Origin of the sequence: Streptomyces sp. NPDC094448, from assembly GCF_044763775.1 — a bacterium.
Lineage (GTDB): Bacteria > Actinomycetota > Actinomycetes > Streptomycetales > Streptomycetaceae > Streptomyces.
Window position 1 is genome coordinate 568,434 of sequence record NZ_JBIWGU010000003.1, and the last position, 25,652, is coordinate 594,085.

General features: G+C 69.0%; 18 protein-coding genes and 1 pseudogene. 9 read left to right on the forward strand and 10 right to left on the reverse strand.

The genetic code is table 11. From position 1 onward, the window contains the following. Window positions 1–12 precede the first annotated feature (12 nt). From ACIQ9E_RS08530 to ACIQ9E_RS08545, 4 genes are all read right to left on the reverse strand, one after another. A complete protein-coding gene (locus tag ACIQ9E_RS08530; RefSeq protein WP_403703961.1) occupies window positions 13–1,302 on the reverse strand; it encodes a DegT/DnrJ/EryC1/StrS family aminotransferase in 1,290 nt (429 codons plus the stop codon). A gap of 49 nt (window positions 1,303–1,351) precedes the next feature. Beyond that, window positions 1,352–2,320, reverse strand: a complete 969-nt coding sequence (locus tag ACIQ9E_RS08535) for a Gfo/Idh/MocA family protein (protein ID WP_403703964.1) — start codon at window positions 2,318–2,320, stop codon at window positions 1,352–1,354. Window positions 2,321–2,465: 145 nt separating this feature from the next. Then, entirely contained in the window at window positions 2,466–2,939 is a 474-nt protein-coding gene (locus tag ACIQ9E_RS08540) for an NUDIX hydrolase (protein ID WP_403703967.1), read from the reverse strand. A gap of 527 nt (window positions 2,940–3,466) precedes the next feature. Then, window positions 3,467–4,309, reverse strand: a complete 843-nt coding sequence (locus ACIQ9E_RS08545) for an SAM-dependent methyltransferase (RefSeq protein ID WP_403703969.1) — start codon at window positions 4,307–4,309, stop codon at window positions 3,467–3,469. Between the two features lie 484 nt (window positions 4,310–4,793). Between ACIQ9E_RS08545 and ACIQ9E_RS08550 the strand changes: the two genes are divergently transcribed. Next, the gene (locus ACIQ9E_RS08550; RefSeq protein WP_332903363.1) at window positions 4,794–4,886 is read left to right on the forward strand and encodes a putative leader peptide; all 93 of its coding nucleotides are present in this window, start codon (window positions 4,794–4,796) and stop codon (window positions 4,884–4,886) included. Between the two features lie 151 nt (window positions 4,887–5,037). Next, window positions 5,038–6,456, forward strand: a complete 1,419-nt coding sequence (locus tag ACIQ9E_RS08555; protein WP_403703973.1) for a sulfatase-like hydrolase/transferase — start codon at window positions 5,038–5,040, stop codon at window positions 6,454–6,456. An 81-nt stretch (window positions 6,457–6,537) separates the two neighbouring features. On the opposite strand, the gene ACIQ9E_RS08560 is transcribed toward ACIQ9E_RS08555, so the two are convergent. Beyond that, window positions 6,538–7,125 (reverse strand): exonuclease domain-containing protein, encoded by a 588-nt coding sequence (locus ACIQ9E_RS08560; protein ID WP_403703976.1) that lies wholly within the window; start codon window positions 7,123–7,125, stop codon window positions 6,538–6,540. A 313-nt stretch (window positions 7,126–7,438) separates the two neighbouring features. On the opposite strand from ACIQ9E_RS08560, the gene ACIQ9E_RS08565 reads away from it, so the two are divergent. After that, window positions 7,439–7,969: an RICIN domain-containing protein gene (locus tag ACIQ9E_RS08565; protein WP_403703979.1), complete on the forward strand. Its 531-nt coding sequence runs from the start codon at window positions 7,439–7,441 to the stop codon at window positions 7,967–7,969. 279 nt (window positions 7,970–8,248) lie between these two features. Here the strand turns inward: ACIQ9E_RS08565 and ACIQ9E_RS08570 are convergent, their stop codons facing one another. After that, window positions 8,249–8,686: a hypothetical protein gene (locus ACIQ9E_RS08570; protein WP_403703982.1), complete on the reverse strand. Its 438-nt coding sequence runs from the start codon at window positions 8,684–8,686 to the stop codon at window positions 8,249–8,251. 122 nt (window positions 8,687–8,808) lie between these two features. Beyond that, window positions 8,809–10,410, reverse strand: a complete 1,602-nt coding sequence (locus ACIQ9E_RS08575; protein ID WP_403703985.1) for a sensor histidine kinase — start codon at window positions 10,408–10,410, stop codon at window positions 8,809–8,811. A gap of 62 nt (window positions 10,411–10,472) precedes the next feature. Between ACIQ9E_RS08575 and ACIQ9E_RS08580 the strand changes: the two genes are divergently transcribed. Further along, a complete protein-coding gene (locus ACIQ9E_RS08580; protein WP_403703988.1) occupies window positions 10,473–11,132 on the forward strand; it encodes a response regulator in 660 nt (219 codons plus the stop codon). A gap of 191 nt (window positions 11,133–11,323) precedes the next feature. Here the strand turns inward: ACIQ9E_RS08580 and gntA are convergent, their stop codons facing one another. After that, complete coding sequence (gene gntA / locus ACIQ9E_RS08585) at window positions 11,324–12,010, reverse strand: guanitoxin biosynthesis heme-dependent pre-guanitoxin N-hydroxylase GntA (protein ID WP_403703991.1); 687 nt, start codon at window positions 12,008–12,010, stop codon at window positions 11,324–11,326. 229 nt (window positions 12,011–12,239) lie between these two features. Between gntA and ACIQ9E_RS08590 the strand changes: the two genes are divergently transcribed. The 4 genes from ACIQ9E_RS08590 (at window position 12,240) to ACIQ9E_RS08605 (ending at window position 23,513) form a co-directional block, all read left to right on the forward strand. After that, window positions 12,240–20,117 (forward strand): amino acid adenylation domain-containing protein, encoded by a 7,878-nt coding sequence (locus ACIQ9E_RS08590; protein WP_403703994.1) that lies wholly within the window; start codon window positions 12,240–12,242, stop codon window positions 20,115–20,117. A 194-nt stretch (window positions 20,118–20,311) separates the two neighbouring features. After that, window positions 20,312–21,277: an ABC transporter ATP-binding protein gene (locus ACIQ9E_RS08595; RefSeq protein WP_403703997.1), complete on the forward strand. Its 966-nt coding sequence runs from the start codon at window positions 20,312–20,314 to the stop codon at window positions 21,275–21,277. A 3-nt stretch (window positions 21,278–21,280) separates the two neighbouring features. Then, a complete protein-coding gene (locus ACIQ9E_RS08600) occupies window positions 21,281–22,090 on the forward strand; it encodes an ABC transporter (protein ID WP_403704000.1) in 810 nt (269 codons plus the stop codon). A 412-nt stretch (window positions 22,091–22,502) separates the two neighbouring features. After that, complete coding sequence (locus ACIQ9E_RS08605; protein ID WP_403704003.1) at window positions 22,503–23,513, forward strand: ArsR/SmtB family transcription factor; 1,011 nt, start codon at window positions 22,503–22,505, stop codon at window positions 23,511–23,513. 14 nt (window positions 23,514–23,527) lie between these two features. Here ACIQ9E_RS08605 and ACIQ9E_RS08610 read toward each other — a convergent pair whose 3' ends face one another. Continuing rightward, the gene (locus ACIQ9E_RS08610) at window positions 23,528–23,683 is read right to left on the reverse strand and encodes a hypothetical protein (RefSeq protein ID WP_403704005.1); all 156 of its coding nucleotides are present in this window, start codon (window positions 23,681–23,683) and stop codon (window positions 23,528–23,530) included. 247 nt (window positions 23,684–23,930) lie between these two features. Here ACIQ9E_RS08610 and ACIQ9E_RS08615 point away from each other — a divergent pair, with 247 nt between their 5' ends. Continuing rightward, on the forward strand, window positions 23,931–25,436 hold the full coding sequence (locus ACIQ9E_RS08615) for a tryptophan 7-halogenase (RefSeq protein ID WP_403704008.1): 1,506 nt from the start codon (window positions 23,931–23,933) through the stop codon (window positions 25,434–25,436). Between the two features lie 111 nt (window positions 25,437–25,547). On the opposite strand, the pseudogene ACIQ9E_RS08620 reads toward ACIQ9E_RS08615, so the two are convergent. Continuing rightward, window positions 25,548–25,652, reverse strand: a pseudogene (locus ACIQ9E_RS08620) (catalase); the annotation flags it as partial.

Below are 25,652 nucleotides of genomic sequence, written 5' to 3' on the forward strand. Positions count from 1 at the left end.
CGGTGGTGTCGGTCATCGGGACGGGCCGGCCGCGTACCGTACGAGCGCCTCGCGGTGGCGGCCGATCTTGCGGAAGGCCTCGGCGTACTGGTCGATGAGCGCCCTGTCCTTCGGCCAGTCGGTGAAGGTCGGCAGCGACAGCGCGTGCTGTTCGACGTACGCGGCGTGGGAACCGGACTCCGGTGCGCTGCCCCGCTTCGGCACTCCGGGGAAGAGGGGGTTCTCCGGGCGGGCGTAGAGGGGCAGGGTCGACAGCCGGGGGCCGGAGGGGGCGCCCACCTCCATGCCTTCGGCGCGCAGCGCCTCGATGAGGACGGAGCGGGGGACGCCGCCCAGTGCTTCGGGCCGGTAGAGCGGCTTGTATCCGTACCAGGCGCCCATGTCGACATGGTCCGCCACCTGCACCGGTTCCAGATAGGTCACGTCGCCGAGTTGGTCGCCGAGGTGGCGCAGACAGCGGTGCCGGGCCTCCTTGCGGGCCGGGAACGCCGCGAGGGCGTGCCGGGCGACGATGGCGTTGAACGGAGACATCCGGAGTTTGAGGCCGAAGCCGGTGACCCAGTGTGCGCGCAGGTCCTCGTCGAGTACGGCGTCCCGGGAGCGGTCCCGGTAGTGCCCGAGGAGTGTGACGCGGTCGTGCACCTGGGGGTCGCTGGTGACGAGGATGCCGCCCTCCCCCGCGTAGACGGCCTTGTTGGCCTGGAGGGAGAAGACCGCGGCGTCGCCGAAGGTGCCGACGGGCTTGCCCTTGTAGCGGCTGCCGTGGGCGTGGGAGCAGTCCTCCAGAACGCGCAGTCCGTGCCGGTCGGCGATCCGCGAGATCGCGTCCATATCGCAGGGGTGGCCCCACTGGTGGACGACGGTGATGACCTTGGTGCGTTCGGTGAGCGCGGCTTGCAGGGCTTTGGGGTCCAGTCCCCGGGTGTCGGGGTCGATATCGGCCAGGACCACATCGCCGCGGAGCGCGAAGACGGGGCTGAGCGCGGCGTGGTAGGTGAGTGCCGGTCCCACGACGTCCACACCGTCGCGGACGCCGAGGGCGAAGTAGGCGGCGAGGAGGGCGCTGGTACCGGAGTTGAAGGTGACCGCGTAGCGGGCTCCGCCGTCCAGGAAGGCGAGGAAGTCGGTCTCCAGCCGGCCGATGGGGCCGCTGTTGCCCTTGATGGAGATATCGGTGTTCCGCTGTCCGGCGAGTTCCGTCAGTTCCGCCTCGCCGGCGGGGGGCGGCCAGATCTCGTGCGGCAGCGGCTGTTCGACGGCGGGTGCGCCTCCGAGGAGGGCGAGTCGTTCGGCGGTCGCCATGGGTCCTTCCTGTGTTCGCGGGTGGGTTCGGGGCGGCCGGGCGGTGGGGTCAGGCGCAGCGGTCGGCGAACTCGTTCCGCTCGCGCGACCGGTCCCGGTAGATCCGGTCGATGGTGCGGACGACGGCGAGTTGGCGCCGGAAGTGGTCCTGGCGGTAGGAGCGGTCGTCCAGCTGCCCCAGAAGGTGGGTGATCATGGAACGTACGGTGTCGGTCTTGGGGCCTTCCCTGGTGCGGCGCTCCAGCGGCGGCCCTCCCACGGAGTGGAGGATCGCGGTACCGGGGGCGACGTTCAGCGCTCCCTCCGTACCGAGTACGCAGAGGTGTTCGGTCTTCTCGTAGTTGTGGCGCGAGATGCGCAGTGAGCCCACCAGTCCCGTTGCGGGGTAGCTGCACATGAGGCTGACGAGATCCTCCAGCCGGCGGTCCCGCATCTCCTGGTAGTGGTGCACGAAGGCGGAGTGCACCCGGGCGGGTTCGGGGAACATGCCGGTCAGCACGTCCAGGAGGTGGTAGCCCATGTCGAGGAGCACACCGCCCATGGCGTGTTCTCTGGAGGCGCGCCAGCCCGCGGTCGGGCGGGCCAGGTTGAAGTGGTAGTCGTAGGAGAACCAGTAGGGCTCCCCGATCCTGGCGAGATTCTCCCGGGCGAACCGGAACACGGGGTCGAAGTTCCGTTGCAGCAGGGTGAAGACGCTGCGGTCGGCGCGTTGCGCCAGGTGTATCAGCTGCCGGGCTTCCTGTTCCGTGACGGCGAACGGCTTCTCCTTGATGACATGTATGCCGTGCGCCAGGAGTTTCGTACAGACAGGGAAGTGTTCACTGTGCGGCACGGTGACCACTGCGGCGTCGAATTCGGCTTTTTCGATGCCTTCCCCGAGGGTACGAAAATAGGGGAATCCCCATGCGGTGGCGAGTGCCGGGGCCGCCGGGTCGGGGTCGACTCCGCCGACGACATCCGCGTTTTCCCGGATGACCGGGAGATACTCCTTCCCTTGATGTCCGGCAAATCCGACCATCAGTACGCGCGGTCGGGGACGACTGTTCTTCAACCTGTCACCGGGCATCCGGAATAGCCCCTCAGAGAACATCGTTCGAGGATGGAGCAGGGGCGGCCGGGAGGTGGTGTGGAGCGGTCCCGGCCGGCCCTTGGCCGCAGGCGGTTCAGAGAGCGCTGTGCCTCTTCCCGGAGGCATCGGCGAGCCAGGCGTGGGCCGCGGTCACGGTGTCCTTGATGAAGGTGCTCCCGCTGCGCCGCGTGTTCTCGTCGAGCAGTGAGACGTCTGCTGCGGCTATCCAGGCGAACTCGGTGTGCTTGTCCCGTTCGAGTTCGGGCGCCGAGAGATCCCCGTCCACCTCGACGACGTAGTCCGACTCGATATGCCGTACTCCGTCCGCCGTCCACTCCTCGTGCGCCACCCGGGCGAGGACATGGCGCAGCCGCCACCCGGTCTCCTCCGCTATCTCCCGGCGGAGTGCCTCCAGCAGGGACTCCCCCGCCTCCACGGCCCCGCCGACGACGTCCCAGCACTCGGGGAAGAGGCGCCGGCCGGCCGAGCGGCGCTGGACGAAGATCCGGTCGTACGGATCGCGGATCAGCGCGCCCACCACCAGCCTGGGTCTCTCCGTCCCGGCCATGTCAGCGGTTCACCGCGCCCGGTCGACGCATGCGGCCCATTCTTCCCTCATTTCATCTGCGCATTTCATCTGCACACAGAACCCGATGCACCGCACTCAGGATGAAATACAGGCATAGCTGTACATCCCAAACGGAAACATCGGGGCGGCCGGATTTTTCTCCGGCTCGCATATTTACGGTACCCGCGTTTCCGCCCGGAATACTATGCGCCGCCATGGGTGAACACCGGTTCGCGCAAGGATCAGGACGTCTCGACTTCTCCCCGAACCGGAGTTTCTTTCATATTTTCCTGACGTTACTCCGGCTGGGTGCAGCGTTCGGGCAGCGGCGCAGGCAGTCGGGCCGTCCGCGCCGACGGGGGACGCGGCCGGCGTCTCGGGTTTCCCGCGCCGCGGACGGGGGGTCTCCTCAGCGCGCTTTCGTCAAACCGTCTCTTTCCTGCCATCACCGGCCCTGTCTCGGTCGATGACGGCGGCCGGATCGGCGGGGCCCGAGGGGGGTGCGGAGAGTTCCGCCGGGTCCTCGTTCAGGGACGGCGGGCGACCAGGAAGACGTAACCGATCTGCGGGAGGGCGCCGAATCGGGGAAGGGAGCGGGTGAAGGTGAAGAATTCGTGATGGCGTTCGTCGGCGGCGGGGGCGATATCGCCGAAGGCGTCGGCGAACGCCTGGTAGGTCCGCCGGACGTGCTCTCCGATGTCGTTGAACTCCACCACCTCCAGACCGGCGCGGTCGAGGGCGGAGCGCAGCTCCGCCGGTTCGGGCAGGGAGGGGGACTGGAACGCCCGGCACGTCCTGCGCACCAGGTCCGCGGCATCGCCCGTCACCGGCGCCCGGAGCAGCACATCGGTGATGACCAGCGGGCTGCCGGGCCGCAGGATGCGGGCGATCTCGGACAGTGCGGTGACCCGGTCGGGGATGTGCATCATGGATTCGACGGCCCAGGCACCGTCGAAGGACGCCGTTTCGAAGGGCAGTGCGCAGGCGTCCGCGTACCGGAAGTCCACCAGGTCGGCGAGCCCGGTGGCGTCCGCGCGGGTGCGGGCGAGGTCGATGTCCTCGTGGCTGACGGAGATTCCCGACACCCGGGCGCCGGTGGCGCGGGCGATGCGCAGGGCGGGCCGGCCGGTTCCGCAGCCGACGTCCAGCAGGCGCCGGCCGGGTGCGGCGTCCAGCCGCCCGGCCACGAGGTCGGTGAGCCGGTCGGTGGCCTGGTCGAGGGTGCGGCCGTCCGCGGCGCTGTCCCAGTAGCCGACGTGGATGTTCCCGTCGGCGGTCGCGCCGTCCGCGACCCCGGTCGGCTCGTCGGGGAGTCGGCCGGCGTCCGGTGACGACGGGGCGGTGTGGTGCACGGGCAGGTCGTCGGTCATGGGGGTCTCCCGAGCGCGAAGGGGGGTGTGGTCCGGTGCAGGGCCCGGCCGCCGTACCGCGCCGGGTGAACGGCCCGAGGGCCGCGGAGTGAAGGCGATGCCCCGGGCTGCGTACGGTGGTGGGGCCGGGGGCTGCCGTCCTCGGTGGCCGGCAGGGGTCCACCACCGAGGCGACACCGTCGGTTCGACGACGCGACAGGTCGTGACGGTGCGGGTGGCCGTTGGGAGCACCGGGGTGCCGCGGTCCGACCCCGGTGGCGGGCGTATGAGGGCCATTGTCCCGAAGTGCGGGGGGCCCGTCCAGGACGCCTCGGGGCGGCCGCGGCGTCGTCCGTCCGGTCCCGGCACCGGGTGGCCCGCTGCCTCCGCCCGCCGAAAGGAAGCCGGTTCGGGTACGGACGGACCGGGCCGGTGCGTGTCTCCGGGTTTCGAGTAGTGGGCGGGGCGTTGACAGGAGGAGGGGCATCGGGAAGGGTCTGCGAACATGCAGCCACTGGGTGACCTGCGGGTCCGTCTTGTGGAGCGCCGCCACGTCGATCTGGTCCGTGTCGCGAGCGCCATCTGTCGTCGCGTCTGACGCAGCCCGCCGTGCCCTGAGGCTTCGGCGGCCTTCCGGTTGATCCGGCACGTCCCGGATCGCAACTCTCCCGGCAAGCCCGGTTCTCCGGCTCCGCGTGCGCTGTGTCGCGCAGCGCGCGGAGCCCTTCACTCCTGCCCTGGAGCACCCTGTGACGTCTTTCGACCCTTCTCCGTCCCGGCGCGCCTTCGGCGGTACCGCCGCCGGGGCCGTGGCGGCCCTCGGTCTGTCCGCCGCGGACGCCGCGGCCGAGAGTGCCGGTCCCCCGCCCGCCGAGCGTCCGTTCCGCGCCGCCCCCGCGCGCGGCCGGGGCGCCCGCCGCCCCAACGTCCTGTTCATCCTGGGCGACGACCTGGGCTGGGCGGATCTGTCCTCCTACGGAGCCCCGGAGATCCGTACGCCGCACCTGGACCGGCTCGCCCGGCAGGGCGTGCGGTTCACCGACGCGTACAGCGGCTCCGCGACCTGCTCGCCCACCCGGTTCAGCCTCTACACCGGCCGCTATCCGGGCCGTACGAAGGGCGGGCTCGCCGAACCGATCGCGGACCGGTCGGCGGGGCTCGAACCCACCCATCCCACCCTGGCCTCGCTGCTGGGCGACGCCGGATACCGGACCGCGCTGATCGGCAAGTGGCACTGCGGCTATCTGCCCGACTACAGCCCCACCCGGTCGGGCTGGGACGAGTTCTTCGGCAACTTCGGCGGGGCGCTGGAGTACTACTCCAAACTCGGCTCCGGCGGCGAGTACGACCTCTACGAGGGCGATGCCGAATACCGTGACCTGCGCTACTACACCCGCATCCTCACCGAGCGGGCGGTCGAGTACGTCGGCCGGGACCACGGCCGCACCCCGTGGCTCCTCAATCTCAACTACACCACCCCGCACTGGCCGTGGATCGCCGACGGCGACGAGGAGGCCAGTGCCGAGATCGTCCGCCGGATCAAGGCGGGCGACCGGCGGGCGCTGTGGCACCAGGACGGGGGTTCGCTGGCGAAGTACCGGCAGCTCGTCGAGGATCTCGACCGCTCGGTCGGCAGGGTGCTCGCGGCCCTGAAACGGTCCGGGCAGGAGGAGGACACCCTGGTGTTCTTCGCCAGTGACAACGGCGGCGAACGCTTCTCGTACAACTGGCCGCTCAGCGGCAACAAGGGGTCGCTCCTGGACGGCGGTATCCGGGTGCCCTCGATACTGCGCTGGCCCGCACGTATCGAAGGAGGCCAGGTCAGCGGGGTTCCGGTGTACTCCCCCGACTGGACGGCGACCCTTCTGGATGTGGGCGGGGCCCGGCCCCATCCGGCGTACCCCCTGGACGGCGTCAGCCTCAAGGGCTATCTGCTGCACGGTGCCGAGGTGCCCCCGCGGGATCTGTTCTGGCGGGTCCGCGGCGAGCGGGCACTGCGGCGGGGCGACTGGAAGTACTACCGGGGGAAGGACGGCAGGGACCGCCTCTACCGTCTGTCGGAGGATGTCCGCGAGCAGGCCGACAAGGCCTCCGTACGGCCCGAGCTGCTGACGGAGCTGAGGGCCGCGTGGGAACGGATCGACCGGGGACTTCTGCCGTACGCCTGACGAGCACCACTGCGCGACCGGTCCCGGCCCGCATGTCCGCGCGGGGTGCGGGCCGGCGACCGGTGGCGCCGCATCGCGAGGTCAGGCGGCTGTGTCCCTGACCGGCCATGCCCCACGGCCCCAGAGGTCCAGGACGAGTGCGGCGATGTTCCACGCGTCGTCCTCGCCTCGGTGATGGCGTCCTTCCAGCGGCAGCCCGGCTATCCGCAGCGCTTGGTCCATGCCGGGTTTCCTGCCGAGTCCGTAGGCCTCGGCGAAGACGGCCTTGGCGTTGGTGTGGGTGCGCTCGGCCGGATAGCCGAACGGGTAGGCCACCCTGTCGGCCTGACTCTGCCGCGCGAACTGCCGACGGTCGTACTCGCCCCAGCTCGCCCAGGGGCGCTCCGCTGCCCCGTACTCCTCGACGAGGATCCGGCAGGCCTCGGCGAAGGAGACGCCCCGGTCCACCTCGGCTTGCGTCAGGCCGGTCAGTTCGGTGCAGAAGCCGCTCACCTTGGACCGGGCAGGGCGGACGAGGATGCGATGCCGGGACACACGGCGCCCTGCCGACAGGTCCACGACGGTGAGACCGATCTCGATGATCTCGTTCACCGAACCGGGCGGCGGCTGCCCGTCCCAGCAAGTGGCCTCCACGTCGATGACGTTCAGCAGGGCGGATTCATGGCGCATGGCAGCGAGGGTAGAGGTGCCTGCCCGGTACCGGCACCTCGATTTCCGCCGCAGGGAAGCCCGCCCGCCATGGCCCGGAAGGCCCATCCGGCCACCCGGTCGGCTTGCGACGGGGCAGCAGCCCCCGGCTCGTACCCGAACCGTGCGGCCGTCGTCCGGCGGCCACGTCAGCATCCGTAACGCCGCTACCCGAAAGGCTGACTGGACGGCCGGGGCCGTTTCCCGCCGCCGCGACCGGCAAGCCTCCTCCTGCCCATGGGACAGGCCCGCCACGAAATGCTGTCCCGAAGAACGGAAGAACCGAGGTGTTGCCATGCGTACACGTCACAAGGCGCTCGCCGCCCTGGCCGGCTTAGCCGCCGCCCTGGGAGTCATCACCGGTCAGGCAGCCCTGGCCGCACCGGAAGCCGCCGCTCCGGCCTATCCGCCGGGAACCCAGGTCACCATCGAGACCTTCGCCGCCAAATGCCTCGACGTGCGCACCCAGGACAGTGGTGCCCCCGTCGTACAGGCCGACTGCAACAGCAGCTCCCGCACCCAGCGATTCTGGGTGAACACCGTCGCCGGTGGAGTGGAGATCCGCACCGCCGCGAACCTCTGTCTCGACCTGGAGGCCGCACAGCGGGGCAACAACACAAAGATCATCCAGTATCCGTGCGGACCGCTCCCCAGGTTCAGTCAGACCTTCCTCACCTTCCCGTCAGGCACCGATCTGACCACGATCCACACCATTGACCTCAGGTGCTTCGACGTCCAGAACGCCGACGAAGCGGCTGGTGCGTTCATCGTCCAGTACAGCTGCAGCGGCGACTCCAACCAGAGTTTCAAGCTCCGGGAGATCTAGCACCCCACGCCGAGCGCGCTCGGGACCTCCGCACGAGGTAGCGGAAGCGGCGGTCCCGAGCACAGTTCCCGTCGGGCGATCTCCGGCGCCGGCCGTCCCGTAGCGGCTTCACCGCTACGGGACGGCCCGCATCTCCGGCGCCCCGTCCGTCCGGCATCGACTACCGGACGCCGCCCCGGCAGAGCACGTCACTCACCCCCGCGCGGGCAGGGCCCGACCCAGGATGCCCCTGCACCACGGAGGTTGCCGTTCTCGGCCCGATGCCTCTTCGGGGGCCGGTCAGAGCCTGGCCGTGCCGAGCTGCACCTTCGCGACACCGGTGATACCGGTCACGGGGCTGCCTGCGGTCCCGTCGGCGGGGTTGTAGGCGAACTGTTTGTACGCGGTGCCGCCGAAGTGAGGGCAGGCCATGGGCGTCCCTCGTAGTTCCTCCCCGGACGCGGTCTTCCATGTGATCCACCAGAGCACGCAGGCGCCGTCCGGCGACACCCAACCACTGCCCGGTAGCAGATCCTCGACCCAACCGGTGACCTGTGCCTGCCCGTTCTCGATGCAGATGCTGATCTCGCCCTTGCCGAACGTCTGCGTCCGGCTGTCGGTGACGCAGACGGGGGCCGAGGACGCGTTCTGCGCGGCGGCGGAGGCTGTCGGCACGCCGAACAGGCCGACAGTTCCCAGCACTCCGGCAATCGCGGTGGAGCGTATGAAACGGCGCATGACCTTCTCTTCCTGTCGATGGGTATCCACGTGTCTGTCCGTGTGTATTCCGTTCAGTGGCGTGATCGGCTCAAGGCAGGTCGTGGAAGCCCGACGAACGGGCAGCCCTCACCGCTCCTTCATCACCGATTCCGGCCCAGTTTGTCCTTGGAGGCGAGCGCCCCCTGGACAAAGCACAACCGGTATACCTCGGCCTCCATGGCAAAAAGCCCACCGCCTTCGGCACGGTAGTACTTGCATACAGCATCCGTGGGTATCGGCAGCGGGTCGGCGTCCACATCCGCCTGCCGCGCCGGAAGAATCGTCTGCAGGTCCTCCCAGCGCTGCCCCGCCGTCAATTTCCTGTAAGTAGCGGCATTGAGCGTGGCGTTGTCGAAGGCGTTGGAGAAGTACACCACCGCCATCACGCACACCACGGCCGCGGCTACCGCCGGGACCGCCAGCACTATCGCCAGGCTGCGGCGTACCCGCTGCTCCGCGTCTCGCTGCGCCGTGACGGTCAGCGGAGCCCCGAGCTGGGCCGGTTGCTGGTCGTCACCGGACCCGTACCGGACACCCGAGTGCGGCAACCGCGCCTTGACCTCGAAGCCGCCGTCGTCGCGGTGCCCCGCCGAGAGCACACCACCGAGCACCCTGACCCGCTCGGAGAGCCCGACCAGACCCATGCCGTTACCGGTCGCCCCGTGGGACGGTCCGTCGGAGACGTTGTTGCTGACTGTGACAACGGTGTGGTCCGTCAGACGGTCGATCCGGATCAGGACCTCCGCCCCGGGTGCGTGCTTCGCCGCGTTGGTCAGCGACTCCTGGACCACCCGCTGCACGGCCTCTTCCACCACTGTCGGCGCCGTGTGGTCGAGACCGATCCGTCTCAGGTCGACCAGCATCCCGGCCGTACGCGCACGGTCCACGGTCGTCATGAGGTCCTCGCGCGGCGCCGTGGGCTCGCTCGCGGTGTCCACGCGCAACACACCGATGATGTCACTGAGGCGTCCGACCGCCTGGGCCGTGCTGCGGCGCAGCTCTCCCGCCGACGACCGGGCTGCCTCGTCGAGCCGGGGGGCGACTTGAAGGGCGGCCGCCTGCATGGCGATGAGGGTGAGGTCGTGGCCGAGCTGATCGTGCATGTCCTGGGCGATCCGGGCCCGCTCCCTGATCCGGGCCCGGTCGGCGGCGAGCTGGTACTCCCGTTCCAGGTGCCGGGCCCGCTGCCATCCGGCCAGCTCCAGTTCGCGGCGCTGATGGCGGTGACGGCCCGCCAGCCAGGCGGTCACAGCGCCCACCAGCAGCGGTGTGCTGTTCAACCAGGTGGTCAGATGGCCTGCCGTGAGGCCGATGATCCCGAGCGCCGTGAGGACCACGCTCACCGACACCGCCACTTCGACCGGTCGCTCCCGTACATCGCCGCGCCGGCCTGCCAGGTAGCTCATGACGAACACGCCGGGCGAGAACCAGGGGCTGATCAGGCTCAGAACCGCGCTGGCACACCAGGACAGCGGCAGCCGCGTATCCCGTAAAAGTACGATGGCCAGGAGTAACAGCACTCCTGACAGCCGCCACCACAGGGGCGAGTCCGCATCGCCGGGTGAGTCGAGAAACGCGGGTACGGCGAGCACCACCCACAGGGCGGTACTCCGGACGATCTTGCGTCGGCTGGTCCCCTCGACAAGGATGCGGGTTCGGCTGGTTCCGCGAACAGGTCCCGACGGCTTCAGGAAGTCTTTCATGTCAGGTCCTGACGGAACGCCGGTGCGGCGAGAGCCCCGGTGGGGGAAGAGATGGGGAACGTGTGATTCGGGTTCTGATCGCCGACGACGAGACCATGATGCGGGCGGGGGCACGCGCGATCCTGTCGACCGATCCGGAGATCGAGGTGGTGGCCGAGGCGTCCACCGGCAGAGAAGCTGTGGAACTGGTACGCCGTCACCAGCCGGACGTGGCGCTCCTCGATGTGCAGATGCCGCAACTCGACGGACTCGACGCAGCTTCCGCGATCCTGAAGTCCGACGCCGGCACGGCCGTGATCATCTTCACGACGTTCAGCAACGACGACTACATCTCCCGCGCCCTCAGTGAAGGCGCGAGTGGATTCCTGCTGAAGTCGGGGGATCCGCGCGATCTCATCGCGGGAGTGCACGCCGTCGCCGACGGAGCCGCATATCTCTCCCCGGAGGCCGCACACCGGGTGATCCGCGGCCTGAGCACGGCGCGGATGACGCGTGGCTCCGCCGCACGGGAGCGGGTCGGCCGGCTCAGCAACCGTGAACGCGAGGTGCTGACGCTGCTCGGGGAGGGACTGTCGAACGCTCAGATCGCCCGTCGGCTGCGCCTCGTCGAAGGCACAGTCAAAACCCATGTCAGTTCCATCCTCACCAGGCTCGGTGTCGGCAACCGCGTACAAGCGGCCATCATCGCCTATGAAGCGGGACTGATCGAAAGCGTCGGCTGACCCCGCGCCCGTGCCGGTCACCGGACGAGCACGGGATCCGGACGGCCGGGCGGACGGCAATGACGGCACTGCCCTCCACCCGGCCCGGACCGCGTTCGGTTCGACCGCCCGGTGCCCGTGCCACGACCGGTCCGGGCGCCCGAGAACACCGGGGATCGTCGGCGCGCCCGTCCTCTCCGCCCTCTCCGTCCTCACCCGCTCGTCGCGCCCTCGGCGGAGAAAGGACACGTCCAGTCCTCCGGCACGGCGCGCCCCGCGTACTGACGGGCCTCTGAGGACTCTCCGTGGTCGGAGAGCATGGGATTGATGCTTCCCTGCAGCCGCACCTCGCGTTCGCGAATCCTGCGCTGCAGCCCGTAGTACGTCCCCTGCGCCTTGAGCCGGGCGAACTGCTCGTGCGAGTTGAACACCAGGACGGGGTACGGGTACCGACGGGAGATTCGCGAGGCTTCCGGGTTGAATCCGGCGACGAAGAAGGGGTGCCCGGCCACACTGAAGGCGAATTCCCCCGACTCCGGATCACTTGAGTAACCCGGACTCCACGAATGGGTTTTCGCATCGAAGCGGTGCAGGCGGCCCAACTGCTGCCAGAGCAGCTGCTCGAACTCTTCCTCACTGCTCACCCGGGGCCCGAGGAAGAGCGCCACGAACGAGGCGAACTCATGCCCCTCGGTCAGTTCCTTTTCGACGAAGGCAGTCAGGTCCCGATGAAGTCGCGCGGTACATTCCGCCGCATCCAAACCCTCGTACACCTGTAGGACGAGAGTGTTCTGCCGCAACGCGGCACGCGCCCCCAGACAGGTGAAGGAATCTCCGCCCACCCAGGCTATAAATTCCTCCTTCAGCTCATGATGTGCCATTCCGGCCTCCAGCTTCACCGCAAGTGCCGTGACCCTAACACTGGTTCGGACCAGCACTACGGGAGACCCCGTGTTTAAGGATGGAGTTGAAAACCAGCGCACCACAGTTTAAGGCACGGGTTAAGAGGGTCTCATTTACCTTGACAGATCGCCCACTCATAGAAATAGGTTGCCGAGTACTATTGCTGCCAGCAGCCATTTTCGCAGCGCTGGCCACGGCAACAAAAGCGCGGTCCGAGTGGGAGAGATGGCAGTGACGCGACGGCCCCGTAAGATCGAGGACATCTACCCGCTGTCCCCCCTTCAGGAAGGCTTGCTCTTCCACAACGTCCTTGACGGGACTGCCACCGACGTCTACGTGGCCCAGGTGACGACGGACTTCGAAGGCCCGCTCGACAGCGACGCGTTGCGGGCCGCGGCTGCGGCGCTGCTCGCCCGCTACCCCAATCTGCGGGTGGCCTTCCGGCAGCGTGCCACGGGCGAATGGGCCCAGCTGGTCCTCCGTGAGGTAGACCTTCCCTGGCGCACCGTCGATCTCAGCGGCCTGCCGGAGGCGGAACGGGCCGAGCGGGCGGAGGCCGTGGCGTTCGAGGACCGGGACCGCCGCTTCGATCCGGGGCAGGCCCCGCTGGTGCGGTTCACACTCATCCACCTCGGGGAGCAGCGCCACCGCTTCGTCCTCACCAACCATCACATCCTGCTCGACGGCTGGTCGATGCAGACCCTGATGAAGGAGCTGTTCGCGCTCTACCTGGCGAAGGGCGACCCCTCCGGTCTTCCCCGTCCGCGCCCGTACCGCGACTACCTCACCTGGCTCGCCGGGCAGGACACCGAAGCGGCGCGCCGGGCGTGGGCCGAGGCCTTGGCCGATTTCGAGGAGCCGTCCCGGGTCGCGGCGCTCACACCGGACCAGCCCGCGGTGGTCCCGGAACACATTCGGTTCGGCTTGGACGACCATGAGACACGGGCACTGACCGCGTTCGCCCGCGAGCACGGGCTGACTCTGAACACCGTGGTCCAGGGCTCCTGGTCACTGCTCCTGTCGAGGATCACCGGGCTCGACGACGTGATGTTCGGTGTCACCGTCTCGGGCCGGCCGCCGGAGCTCGACGGCGTCGAGGACATGGTCGGTCTGTTCATCAACACCCTGCCGCTGCGTCTGCGGCTACGCCCCACCGAGCCCCTCACGGCCATGCTGGTCAGGCTCCAGCAGGAACAGAGCCGTCTCCTTCCCCACCAGCACCTCGGCCTCGCCGAGATCCAGCGCCTGGCCGGAGTGGGTGACCTGTTCGACACCTCCATGGTGTTCGAGAACTACCCACTGGACGCTGCCGGCCTGGACCGTACCGCCGACGGACTGAAGATCCTGAGCACCGAGGGCTACGACGCCACTCACTACCCGCTGGGCCTCGTCGCGATGCCGGACTCCACGCTGCGGTTCCAGCTCGACTACCGGCCCGACGTCTTCCAGCGCGACCGGGCCGAGGAGTTGGCCGAGCACCTGCTGCGTATCCTCCGGCTGTTCCTCACCGCCCCGCACACCCCGGTCGGCCGCGTCGACGCCCTCGGCCACGAGCAGATCCGGCGCATGCTCGTCGACTGGAACAGCACCCGACGCCCCGTACCCACCGACATCCTGCCCCGGCTCTTCGAGGCCCAGGCGGCCCGCACCCCGGACGAGACGGCGGTGGTCTTCCAGGACACTCCTGTCACCTACCGGGAACTCAACGCACGGGTCAACCGGCTGGCCCGGCTCTTCACCGAGCACGGAATCGGCCCCGAGGACATCGTGGCCGTGGTGCTCCCGCGTTCGGTGGACTCGATCGTGTCCCTGCTGGCCGCGATGAAGGCCGGGGCGGTGTATCTGCCCGTAGACCCGGAATACCCCGTCGACCGTACCTCGTTCATGCTCACCGACTCGGCGCCCGCGCTCGTGGTGACCGTGTCCGCCGCCGCCGACCGCGTCGCCGTGCTCGCTGCCTCGGGCACCCCTGTCGTCCACCTGGACGACGCGGAGACACTCCGCGCCCTCGCCGTCCAGCCGGACACCGATCCGACGAACGTCCGCGCAACTCCCGCCAACGGGGCATACATCCTCTACACCTCCGGCTCGACCGGGCGTCCGAAGGCGGCCCTGGTCACCCACGCGAGCCTCAGCAACCTGCTCCACCATCACCAGTACGAAATCCTCACCCAGGTGGTGGAGTCCGTCGGCGGCCGCCGACTGCGCATGGCGCACACCGCCTCCTTCTCCTTCGACGCATCATGGGGCCTGTTCCTGTGGATGGCCGCGCACGGCCACGAACTCCACCTGGTCGACGACGACACACGCCACGACCCGGAGGCCTTCGCTCGACAGGTCGACGAGCGACGTATCGACGTCGTCGACATGACACCGTCGGAGTGCCGGCATCTCCTCGCGGCGGGGCTGTTGGGCCAGGACCGGCATCGCCCGTCGCTGGTGGTTCTGGGCGGTGAGCCCATCGGCGAGGGGTTGCGCCGCGAACTCACCTCGGTGGAGGGCCTGGTCGCCTTCAACTTCTACGGACCGACCGAGTGCACCGCCGACAGCGTCACCGGCGTCGTACGCGATACCAGTCCCGCCGAACTGGGGACACCCGTCTCCAACGCCCAGGTGTACGTCCTGGACTCCGCACTGCGTCCGGTGCCCGTCGGCGTGGCCGGTGAGCTGTACGTGGCAGGCGCCGGCGTAGCCCGCGGCTATCTGAACCGGCCGGGCGTCACGGCGGAGCGCTTCGTGGCCCATCCGTTCGGACCTGCCGGCGCACGCATGTACCGCACGGGCGACGTAGTGCGCTGGACGGCGGAGGGCCTGATCGAGTTCATCGGCCGGGCCGACGACCAGGTGAAACTGCGGGGCTTCCGGATCGAGCTGGGCGAGATCGAGTCCCTGCTCGGAGCACACGAGGCCGTGGCCCAGGCAGCGGTCATCGTGCGGGAGGACCGGCCGGGTGACAAACGCCTGGTCGCCTACTTCTCTCCTGCCAGAGACGACGAGGCCGACCCCGTCGACCTGCGCCACTACCTCGCCGACCGACTCCCCAACCATATGGTGCCGGCGGCGATCGTACGGCTGCCCGAGCTGCCGCTGACGCCCACCGGCAAGCTGGACCGCCGCGTCCTGCCCATGCCCGACTACGAGGCGACGAGCGATGCGGCGCGCCGTGCGCGCACTCCGCAGGAGGAGATCCTCTGCGGGCTGTTCGCGGATGTGCTGGGTCTGGAGCGGGTGGGTATCGACGACAGCTTCTTCGACCTCGGCGGCCACTCGCTGCTTGCTACGCGGCTGGTGTCCCGTGTCCGTAGCACTCTGGGTGCGGAGCTGTCGGTCCGTGCCCTGTTCGAGGCACCGACCGTGGCAGGCCTGGCCCAGCAACTCACCCAAGCAGCCTCCGCACGGACACCGGTGGTGGCGCGGGCGGAGCGCCCGCAGCGGATCCCGCTCTCGTACGCCCAGCAGCGGCTGTGGTTCCTGCACCAGTACGAACCCGACAGCGCCCTCTACAACATCCCCGTCGCCCTGCGCCTGACCGGCACCCTCGACGAACAAGCACTCCGCGACGCGCTCACAGATCTGGTAGCACGCCACGAAGCACTGCGGACCGTCTTCACCCACGCCGACAGTGACGGCGGTAGTGGTACTGGATATCAGGTGGTGCGTCCTGCCGGGCTCGCCCGGCCGGACCTGGAGGTAAGGTCCGTCACCGAAGACGGACTGGAGGACGCACTCGCCGAAGCGGTCGGACACGGCTTCGACCTCACCCGGGACCTCCCCCTGCGCGCCACCCTGTTCCGCCTCGGACCGGACGAGCACGTCCTGCTCCTGGTCGTGCACCACATCGCCGCCGACGGCTGGTCCCTCACCCCCCTCGCCCACGACCTCACCACCGCCTACACCGCCCGCCGTGCGGGAACCACCCCCGACCCGGCCCCCCTCCCCGTCCAGTACGCCGACTACACCCTCTGGCAACGCGACGTCCTCGGCTCCGAAGACGACCCCGACTCGACGGTCTCCCGCCAGCTCGCGTACTGGCAGAACACCCTGACCGGACTCCCCACCGAACTCGACCTCCCCACCGACCGGCCCCGACCCGCCGTCCCCACCCACCGCGGCGGAACCGTCACCTTCACCATCCCCACCCACCTCCACACCGCCCTCACCCACCTCGCCCGCCAGCAACACGCCAGCACCTTCATGGTCCTCCAGGCAGCCCTCGCCGTCCTCCTCTCCCGCCTCGGCGCCGGAAGCGACATCCCCATCGGCTCCCCCATCGCCGGACGCACCGACGACACCCTCGACGACCTGGTCGGCTTCTTCGTCAACACCCTCGTCCTGCGCACCGACCTCACCGGCAACCCCACCTTCACCCAACTCCTCACCCGCACCCGCGAAACCAACCTCGCCGCCTACACCCACCAGGACATCCCCTTCGAACGCCTCGTCGAAGCCCTCAACCCCGAACGCTCCCCCTCCCGACACCCCCTCTTCCAAACGGCACTCAGCTGGAACGAGGACGAGGAGCAACAGGCCCTCTCGGCAGCCGCCGGGCTGCCCGGGCTCGAGGTCTCGTCCATCGCGGCCGGGCCGAGTGTGGCCAAATTCGACCTGCTGTTCTCCTTCGGGGACACGGAGGACGGATTGACGGGACGGATCGACTACAGCGTCGATCTGTTCGAGGAGGATTCCGTACGTCTCCTCGCCGAACGGATGGTCCGGGTGCTGGACGCCGTCGTGGCGAACCCCGACCGGCGCGTTGACGAGACGGTTCTGCAGAGCGAGGGGGAGCTGCACCGGATCCTCGTCGAGTGGAACGACACGGACGTCCCGGGCCGGGTCCGGGCCGGCACCTCGCTGTCGGACCGCTTCGAGGCGCAGGTCGCCCGCACCCCGGATGCCGTCGCGCTCGTACACGAAGGTGTCGAGCTCACGTACACGGAGCTGAACAGACGGGCCAACCGTCTCGCGCACCGCCTGGTCGGGCTGGGGCTCGGGCCGGAGTCACGGGCGGGAGTGCTGATGCGGCGCTCCGCCGAACTCGTCGTGGCGCTGCTCGCGGTGGCCAAGGCGGGTGGCGCGTATGTTCCGCTCAGCGAGGCCTATCCGGACAGCCGGATGCGCTGGATCCTCGACGGGACGGGCGCGGAGATCCTGCTCACCGACCAGGCTCTGCATCCCCGGGCGGAGGCGGTCGGGCCGGGCGTCCCGCTGCTCCTGGTGGACGCGGAGGAGCCGGTGGGCGGGCGCTGCCCCCAGCCGCAGGACGGCGACCTGGGGCTGGAGATCCAGCCGGACCGGCTGGTGTACGTGATGTTCACCTCCGGATCCACGGGTGAGCCGAAGGGCGTGTCGGTCACCCACGCCGATGTGACGGCCCTGGCCGAGGACACACGCTGGCTGGACGGAGTGGTCGACCGGGTGCCGCTGCACTCGTCGCACGCCTGGGACGGCTCGACGTTCGAGGTGTGGGCACCGCTGCTGAACGGCGGCCGGGTCGTGGTCGCGCCGCCCGGTGATCTGGACATCGAGACGCTGCGGCGGGTCATAGTCGAGAACGGGATCACCGCACTGTTCATGACCACCGGACTGTTCCGGGTACTGGCGCAGGAACATCCGGAGTCCCTGGCGACCGTACGGCAGGTGTGGACGGGCGGTGACCTTGCCTCGGCCGGTGCGATGCGCAGGGTCATGGACCACTGCCCGTCGACCCGGGTCGTCCACGTCTACGGCCCGACCGAGACGACGACGTTCGCGACCTGTCACGAGGTCGGTCCCTATGACGTCGAGACCGCGGCGGGCAACGTACCCATCGGCCGGCCCATGGACCACATGCGGCACTACGTCCTGGACGAGGCGCTGCGGCCCGTACCCGTGGGTGTGCCGGGCGAGTTGTACGTCGCAGGTGCCGGACTGGCCCGCGGTTACTGGGGGCGGCCCGGTCAGACGGGTGAGCGGTTCCTCGCCGACCCCTTCGGTTCCCCGGGCGCGCGGATGTACCGTACCGGCGATATCGTCAGGTGGAACGCGGCCGGCCGGGTGGAGTTCCTCGGGCGGGCCGACAGCCAGGTCAAGGTCCGCGGGTTCCGTATCGAGCTGTCGGAGGTCGAGGCCGCATTCGCCGCGCATCCGTCGGTGTCCCAGGTCGCCGTGGTTGTACGGGAGGACCGGCCGGGGGACAAGAGGCTCGTCGCCTATGTGGTGCCGGCCCTCGACGGCGCCGAGCGGGAGCTGCGCGACCACCTGGCGCGGGCGCTGCCCGACTACATGGTCCCGCAGGCGATCGTGAAGCTCGACGCCCTGCCGTTGACGTCCGTCGGAAAGCTCGACCGCGCGGCATTGCCGGCACCCGGGCACACGGCCGAGCCGGGGCGTGCGCCGCGCACCGCGCGCGAGGAGACGCTGTGCCGGTTGTTCGCCGAGGTACTCGGTGTGCCCGAGGTCGGGATCGACGACGGGTTCTTCGATCTCGGCGGTGACAGCATCATGTCGATCCAGCTGGTCAGCCGGGCCCGCAAGGCAGGTCTGGTGATGTCGCCCAAGGACGTCTTCGAGCGGCGCACGGTGGCCGCCATCGCCGATTCCATGGACGCCGGGACGGCGGCGGCGCGGGCGGAGGAGCCCGGCGCGGGCATCGGTCCGCTGCCCCCGACGCCGATCATGCACTGGCTGCGTGAACGGGGCGGCCCCCTGGACCGGTTCAACCAGTCGACCGTGCTGCGGGTGCCGGCCGATCTGCGGTTCGAGCCGCTGATGACGGCCGTGCAGGCGGTGCTCGACCACCATGACGCGCTGCGTATGCGCGTCACCGAGTCCGCCGACTCGGCCGGGCCTGCCTGCGAGATCGCCGAGCCCGGCGCGGTACGGGCCGGATCGGTGACCCGCCGGGTGGTCGTTGCCGGGCGGGACGAGGAGGAACGGAAGCGGGTGTACGCGGCCGAGGCGGAGGCCGCCGCGGAACGTCTGGAGCCGGAGCGGGGCGTCATGCTCCAGGTGGTGTGGTTCGACGAAGGGCCCGCACAGCGGGGACGGCTGCTGCTGGTGGTCAATCACCTGGTGATGGACGGGGTTTCGTGGCGCATCCTGCTTCCCGACCTGATGGAGGCGTACGAGGCCGTGGCAGACGGCCGTCTGCCGAGGCTCGGGGCGGTGGGAACCTCGCTGCGCCGCTGGGCCCGGGAACTGCAGGAGGTGGCACAGAGTCCGGACCGGCTCCCGGAGGCCGACTTCTGGGCGCGGGTGCTGAGCGGTCCTGAGGTTCTGATCGGCTCCGGGCCGATGGACCCCAAGCAGGACACGCATCGCACCGCGGGGCGGCTGCGGCTGGTACTGCCCGAGGATGTGACGGGACCGCTGATGACCCGGGTGCCCTCGGTGTTCAACGCCAAGGTCGACGACGTCCTGCTCGCCGCGTTCGCCTGGGCCCTCGACGAGTGGCGGGGCCGGGGCGCCGAGTCGTCGTTCCTGGTCGATCTGGAGGGCCACGGCCGGGTCGAGGAGACCGTGGAGGGCGCCGACCTGTCCCGTACCGTCGGCTGGTTCACCAGCATGTATCCGGTACGACTCGACCCGGGGACCTACGACAGGGCCGAGGCATGGGCGGGCGGGCCCGCGGCGGGCACCGTGCTGAAGCGGATCAAGGAGCAGCTGCGGGCCGTACCCGGCTCCGGCATCGGCTACGGACTGCTCCGCTACCTCAACCCGCGCACCCGGCAGCGGCTCGCCGCCGGGCAGCGGCCGCAGCTCGGGTTCAACTATCTGGGCCGGTTCGCGACCGAGGGCGCCGACGACGGTGCCTCCTGGGCCCCGGAGCCCTGGGACGCGGGGCCGTCGAGTGAGGCGGACACAGCGCCACTGGCGCATGTGGTCGAGCTGAACTCCCATACGGAGGCCGGGCCCGGGGGCGGACGACTGGTGGCGAGCTGGAGCTGGGCGCGGCGCCTGGTGACGGACGACTCCGTCGCGCAGCTCGCCCGGCTGTGGTTCCGGGCGCTGCGAGCCCTGGTCGAGTACGCCGAGCGGCCGGACGCCGGCGGGCTCACTCCGTCGGACGTGGCCCTGGAGGCGATCACCCAGGAGGAGATCGACGAGTTCGAGGACCTGCTGTAGCAGGTCAGCGGAGGTAACTACAGGGGACGACGGGGAAGGGCCCGTGCCGGAGGCAGAGCCGGCACGGGCCCTTTCTGCGCCCTCGGCGTCTCTGTCGAAAGTCGTAGTGGTGCTCTGTCGATGGAGGGAAGACCAGCACAGGGTCCGGCTCCTAGGGTCAGCGGTATGAACGGACACCTGAGGACGGACTGGCAATGATCACCTTGCGTGCAGTGACGAAGCAGTACGGCACGTCCACGGCCGTTGACGGTTTGAACCTGGACATCGCCCCGGGCAAGGTCACCGGGTTCCTCGGCCCGAACGGAGCCGGCAAGTCCACCACGATGCGCATGATCATGGGTCTGGACAATCCCACCTCGGGTGAGGCACTGATCAACGGCAAGCCCTATGCCGCGCTGACCCATCCGCTGCGTGAGGTCGGCGCTCTCCTGGATGCCAAGGCACTCCACCCCGGGCGCAGCGCGCACAGCCATCTGCTGGCCATGGCGCGGAGCAACGGCATTCCCCGCAAGCGGGTCGACGAGGTGCTGGAGACCGTCGGGCTCGAAAAGGTCGCGAAGAAGCGGTCCGGCTCCTTCTCCCTGGGTATGGGGCAGCGGCTCGGCATTGCCAGCGCGCTCCTCGGTGACCCGGAGATCCTGCTGTTCGACGAGCCCGTCAACGGCCTCGACCCGGACGGTGTGCGCTGGGTACGCGAACTGATGCGGTCGCTGGCGGCGGAGGGGCGCACGGTCTTCGTGTCGAGCCACCTGATGAGCGAGATGCAGCTCACGGCCGACCATCTCGTGGTGATCGGCCGGGGCAAGCTGCTCGCCGACGACACCATCGACCGTGTCATCGCCCGCAGTTCACTGACCGCGGTCCGGGTGCGTACACCCGACACCAGTGGTATGGACGCCCTCGTCCAGCGCCTTGAAGCCCAGTCCCTTGAGGTGCAGCGGCACGAGCAGGACGAGATCCTCGTCTCCGGGATCTCGGTTCAGTCGGTCGGTGACCTGGCCTACCAGCTGGGCATCCGCCTCCATGAACTCCGCGTCGTCGAGGCCTCGCTGGAAGAGGCCTACATGGAGATGACGGCCGCCAGCATCGAGTACAAGTCGCCCAAGCCCGTGGCCGGGGACGCAGTCCCTTACCAGGAACAGCAGGAAGTCGAGGCCTGAGCCATGTCGAGCACAACCGTGAGCACGCGCGCGCCAAGGGCGGCCGCACAGCAGAAGGGCGGCGGTACGCTCGGCGCGGTGGCCGCGGAGTGGACCAAGCTCTGGTCCGTGCGTGCCACCTGGTGGTGCCTTGCCGGGTCGGTCGCCCTGATGGCGATCTTCGCACCGGGACTGGGCGTCAGCATGGCCAACAGCAATCGCAGTGACAACAAGAACGTCGATATCGCGATCGCCCATCCCATGGTTCTCGCCGTGAACATGGTGCAGTTCGCCGTGGTGGCGCTCGCCATGCTGGCCATCACGACGGAATACTCCACGGGAAGTATCCGTACGACACTGCAGTGCGTGCCCGTGCGCGGCCGCATGCTGTTCGCGAAGTCGGCGGTCGCCGCCCCGGTGATGTTCGTGGTGGGGACGCTGCTGGGCCTGGTAGGGACGGTCACCACCGCACCGCTCCTGTTCGAGTACGCCGACTCCGACCTGGGCAAAGCGATTCCGACGATCCTGTTCACCGGTGTCTACATCGCCATGATGGGCGTCTTCGCCATCGGGATCGGGGCCGCTATCCGCAGCGCCGTGGGCACTCTTACGACGGTGTTCATGATCCTCGCGGGTCTGCCCGGTGCCTTGGCGCTCTCCAGCAGTGACTTCACCAAGAAGATCCTGGACTATCTGCCCTCCACGGCCGGCCAGCACCTGATGGACGGTGATGCGGAGCCGTACGGACGGATGGGCGCACTGCTGGTCGTCATCGTCTGGGTCGCCGCCGCCCAGGTGGCCGGCTACGTGGTCCTGCGTCGACGGGACGCCTGAAGCCGATGGCGGCGACCGAGTTCCCCCGCCGGTCGCCGCCATCTTCCCCCTTCACCGTATGTGGTGATTACACCCAACTTGGTGCTGTGGGTTCGCCGGATGAAAATCGCCCAAAACGGTAGCGTCTGCATTCCGAGTCAATCGCCGCGTTTCCGGTTCCTTATCATTGGACCCCTCGGCTGGGCAAGCCGATTTAGTTCCGGCTGAAGATTCACCTACTCTACCGTATCTGTATCGGGCTTGTTACTTTGAGGACGGCTGGCTCGGCGCGTCGCAAAACGACCGCCAGGTTTGCTGTACTCGATGGGCGACCGATCCGGTTATACGGCCCTCGGTTGCGCGGTCCTGGCCGGTGCGTAGTGGGGGAATGATGCGGATACGTCTGAATCGCAAGAGTGTCGAGAATGTGCACATGATGGCCACCCTGGGGCCGGTGGCGGAGGCGATTTTCTCCCTCAGGCATATGGGCGGGCGGGGGGAGCCGGGGTTCAGGGCGTGGGAGGAGCAGGTGTCCGGCCGGCTCCGGTCGAGCCGGGCCGACCGCGACGCCATCCGGGCACTGCGGCGCAGCTCGGACCTGACCTGGTTGCTCGCCGGCGACGGAAGCTCGTCCTCCGACGAGAGGATCCTCTCGTCGGGCCTCAGGCGCGGCGAAGTGCGCTCGGCCATGGAGCGGTACACCGATATCTCTGTCAACCCCTACTGGCCGCAGATGCTGGTTCACCTGGGCGCCGCGCGGGAGAAGCGGATAGGGGTGGCGCCCGACCGGGGCGAGGGCCTCTTGAATTCTTTGCATCCGGGAATTTCATGGAAGCGTCCGTACTTGGAAATCTCCGGCGGCGAAGGCATCGAATTCGAACTCGACGCAAAAGGCCTTTTAATAGCACCTTCAATTTTTCTCGGATCTCGCCCCGCCGTATTTCTGCATGATGTCGGAGGGACCAGCGAACTACCGGTCCTCGTTTTTTCCGTGCGTCCCACGCCGACCGAGGAGCGTGCCTTGTGGACCGCCCAGGGAAAGGATGTCGAGGCGCTGGACGCGCTCATGGGCCGTACCCGGGCACACCTGCTGAGGCTGACGCTCGCAGGCGGCACGACGAGTGAACTCGCCCGGAGCGTCGGCACCTCGGCGGCCGCCGTCAGCCAGCACACCGGCATCCTGCGCAACGCAGGCCTGATCCTCTCGGAGCGGGACCGCAACACGGTGATCCATCGCATCACCTCCCTCGGCCGGGCCGTTCTCGACGGCAACTTCCAGGCCGCACCCGCACCGGCCGAACCGGTGCGCCTGGCCGAGGCGTCCAGCACCCGAGAGGCCCGCAGGCCGCGCCCCAGACAGCCCTTCGCCGCCTCGTGCAAAAGGCCCGCTCCGGTTCCCCGGCAGGTCTCCGCGGCGAACAGCCTCGCCTACCAAGCCTCCTGACCGGTCCGGGGCTTTCACCGGCCGCACAGGGCCCCCACGGCTCCGTCTCCCGGCGCGGGTATCCAGCTCGCCCGCGCGAAGGAGCCGTGCCGGGCCCGCCCCGTGAAGAGCACGCCCCGTCCGCTGCGCAGCGGACCGTGCGCCTTCGTCTGCTCGCCCTTCACGGTCATGCATCCTCTGCCTTGGAGATCACTCTGTAGCACGCCACGGCATCCATACCACCGTTCATCGAGTCCTATGCGCCGCTCGTTCTCTTCGCTGCGTTCAACTCGATGACGGCGCCGCCCGTGCTCCGTGTCGCCATGATCCGGATCGGTCCGCCCGATGCCGGGGAACGCCGAAGGGTGCGAGCAGCGCACGGCACTCCCCACCCCCCGACCGCCCCGGCGGCGATCCGGTTCACCAAGGAGGCAGAAGATGAGTCCGCAGCACCCCGAACAGACCGCTGGTCCCGAGGAGTTCGATGTCGTCGTAGTCGGTGGCGGACCCGGCGGATCCACAGCGTCCACTCTGGTGGCCATGCAGGGCCACCGAGTGCTGCTGCTGGAGAAGGAACGGTTCCCCCGCTACCAGATCGGCGAGTCCCTCCTCCCGTCGACCGTCCACGGCATCTGCAAACTGCTCGGAGTGACCGAGGAGTTGGAGAAGGCCGCTTTCATGCCCAAGCGGGGCGGTACGTTCCGCTGGGGCAACAACCCCGAACCGTGGACCTTCTCCTTCTCCGTCGCCGCCAACTTCAACGGCCCGACCTCACTGGCGTACCAGGTCGAGCGCATGAAGTTCGACCAGATCCTCCTGGACAACGCCCGCGCGAAGGGCGTCGAGGTCCGGGAGGAGTGTGCGGTCGTCGACGTCGTGGAGGACGGCGACGGCCGGGTCGGCGGAGTGAGGTTCACCGACGCGCAGGGCGTCCGACGAGAGGTACGCAGCCGGTACGTCGTGGACGCCTCCGGCAACAAGAGCCGGATCCAGAGCCGGGTGGGCGGCAAGCGCCACTACTCGGACTTCTTCCGCAACATCGCGCTCTTCGGCTACTTCGAGGGCGGCAAGCGGCTGCCCGCCCCCAACCGGGGCAACATCCTGTGTGCCGCCTTCGACGCCGGCTGGTTCTGGTACATCCCCCTCACCGACGACCTCACCAGCGTCGGAGCGGTCCTGCGGCACGACGCCCTGGAGCGGGTTCAGGGCGACCGCGAGAAGGCGCTGACGAGCCTGATCGACGAGTGCCCGATCATCGCCGACTACCTGTCCGAGGCCAGGCGGGTGGAGAGCGGTCCCTACGGCGAAATCCGCGTCCGCAAGGACTACTCGTACTGTCAGGACACGTTCTGGCGGCCGGGCATGGTGCTGGTGGGAGACGCCGCCTGCTTCATCGACCCGGTCTTCTCCTCGGGCGTCCACCTCGCCACCTACAGCGCCCTGCTGGCCGCCCGTTCCATCAACACCGCGCTCAGCTCCTCCATCGACATCGACGAGACGACGTGCTTTCAGGAGTACGAGGCTCGCTACCGCCGCGAGTACTCCCTCTTCCACGACTTCCTCGTCGCCTTCTACGACATGCACCAGGACCAGGACTCGTACTTCTGGAAGGCGAAGAAGGTCACCAACAGCAACACCTCGGAGCTCGAATCCTTCGTGGAACTGGTGGGCGGCGGGGCCTCGCAGGAAGGAGCCCTGATCGACGCCGGATCATACGTGACCCGGCGGGAACAGACGTTCAAGGAGTTCTCGGAGCTGATCGAAGCGCCCGAGGGAGGCGGTGACCGCGACCTGTTCGGCTCGGCCCTGGTCGAATCGGTCCTGGAAGAGGGTGCCAAGATCCAGGTGCAGGCCGCCCTGGGGGAGAGCACCGACGACGAGACTCTGACCGAACACGCCCTGGTCCCCTCGGGCGACGGGCTGCACTGGGCCGAGGGGTTCTAGAAACCTCTCCGGCCGAACCCGGCAGGATCCGAAACAGGCGATCCGGAACCGGCCGGGGCGAGGGTGGGGGGGGGGGGGGGGGGGGGGGGGGGGGGGGGGGGGGGGGGCCCCCCCCCCCCCCCCCGCGACCGTGGAGAAGCGGGCCAGCATCTCGGTGCGCTTCCCGGGCTGGAAGAGGTCGGCCTTGGTGAACTGGCTGACGTCGTTCGTCACCTC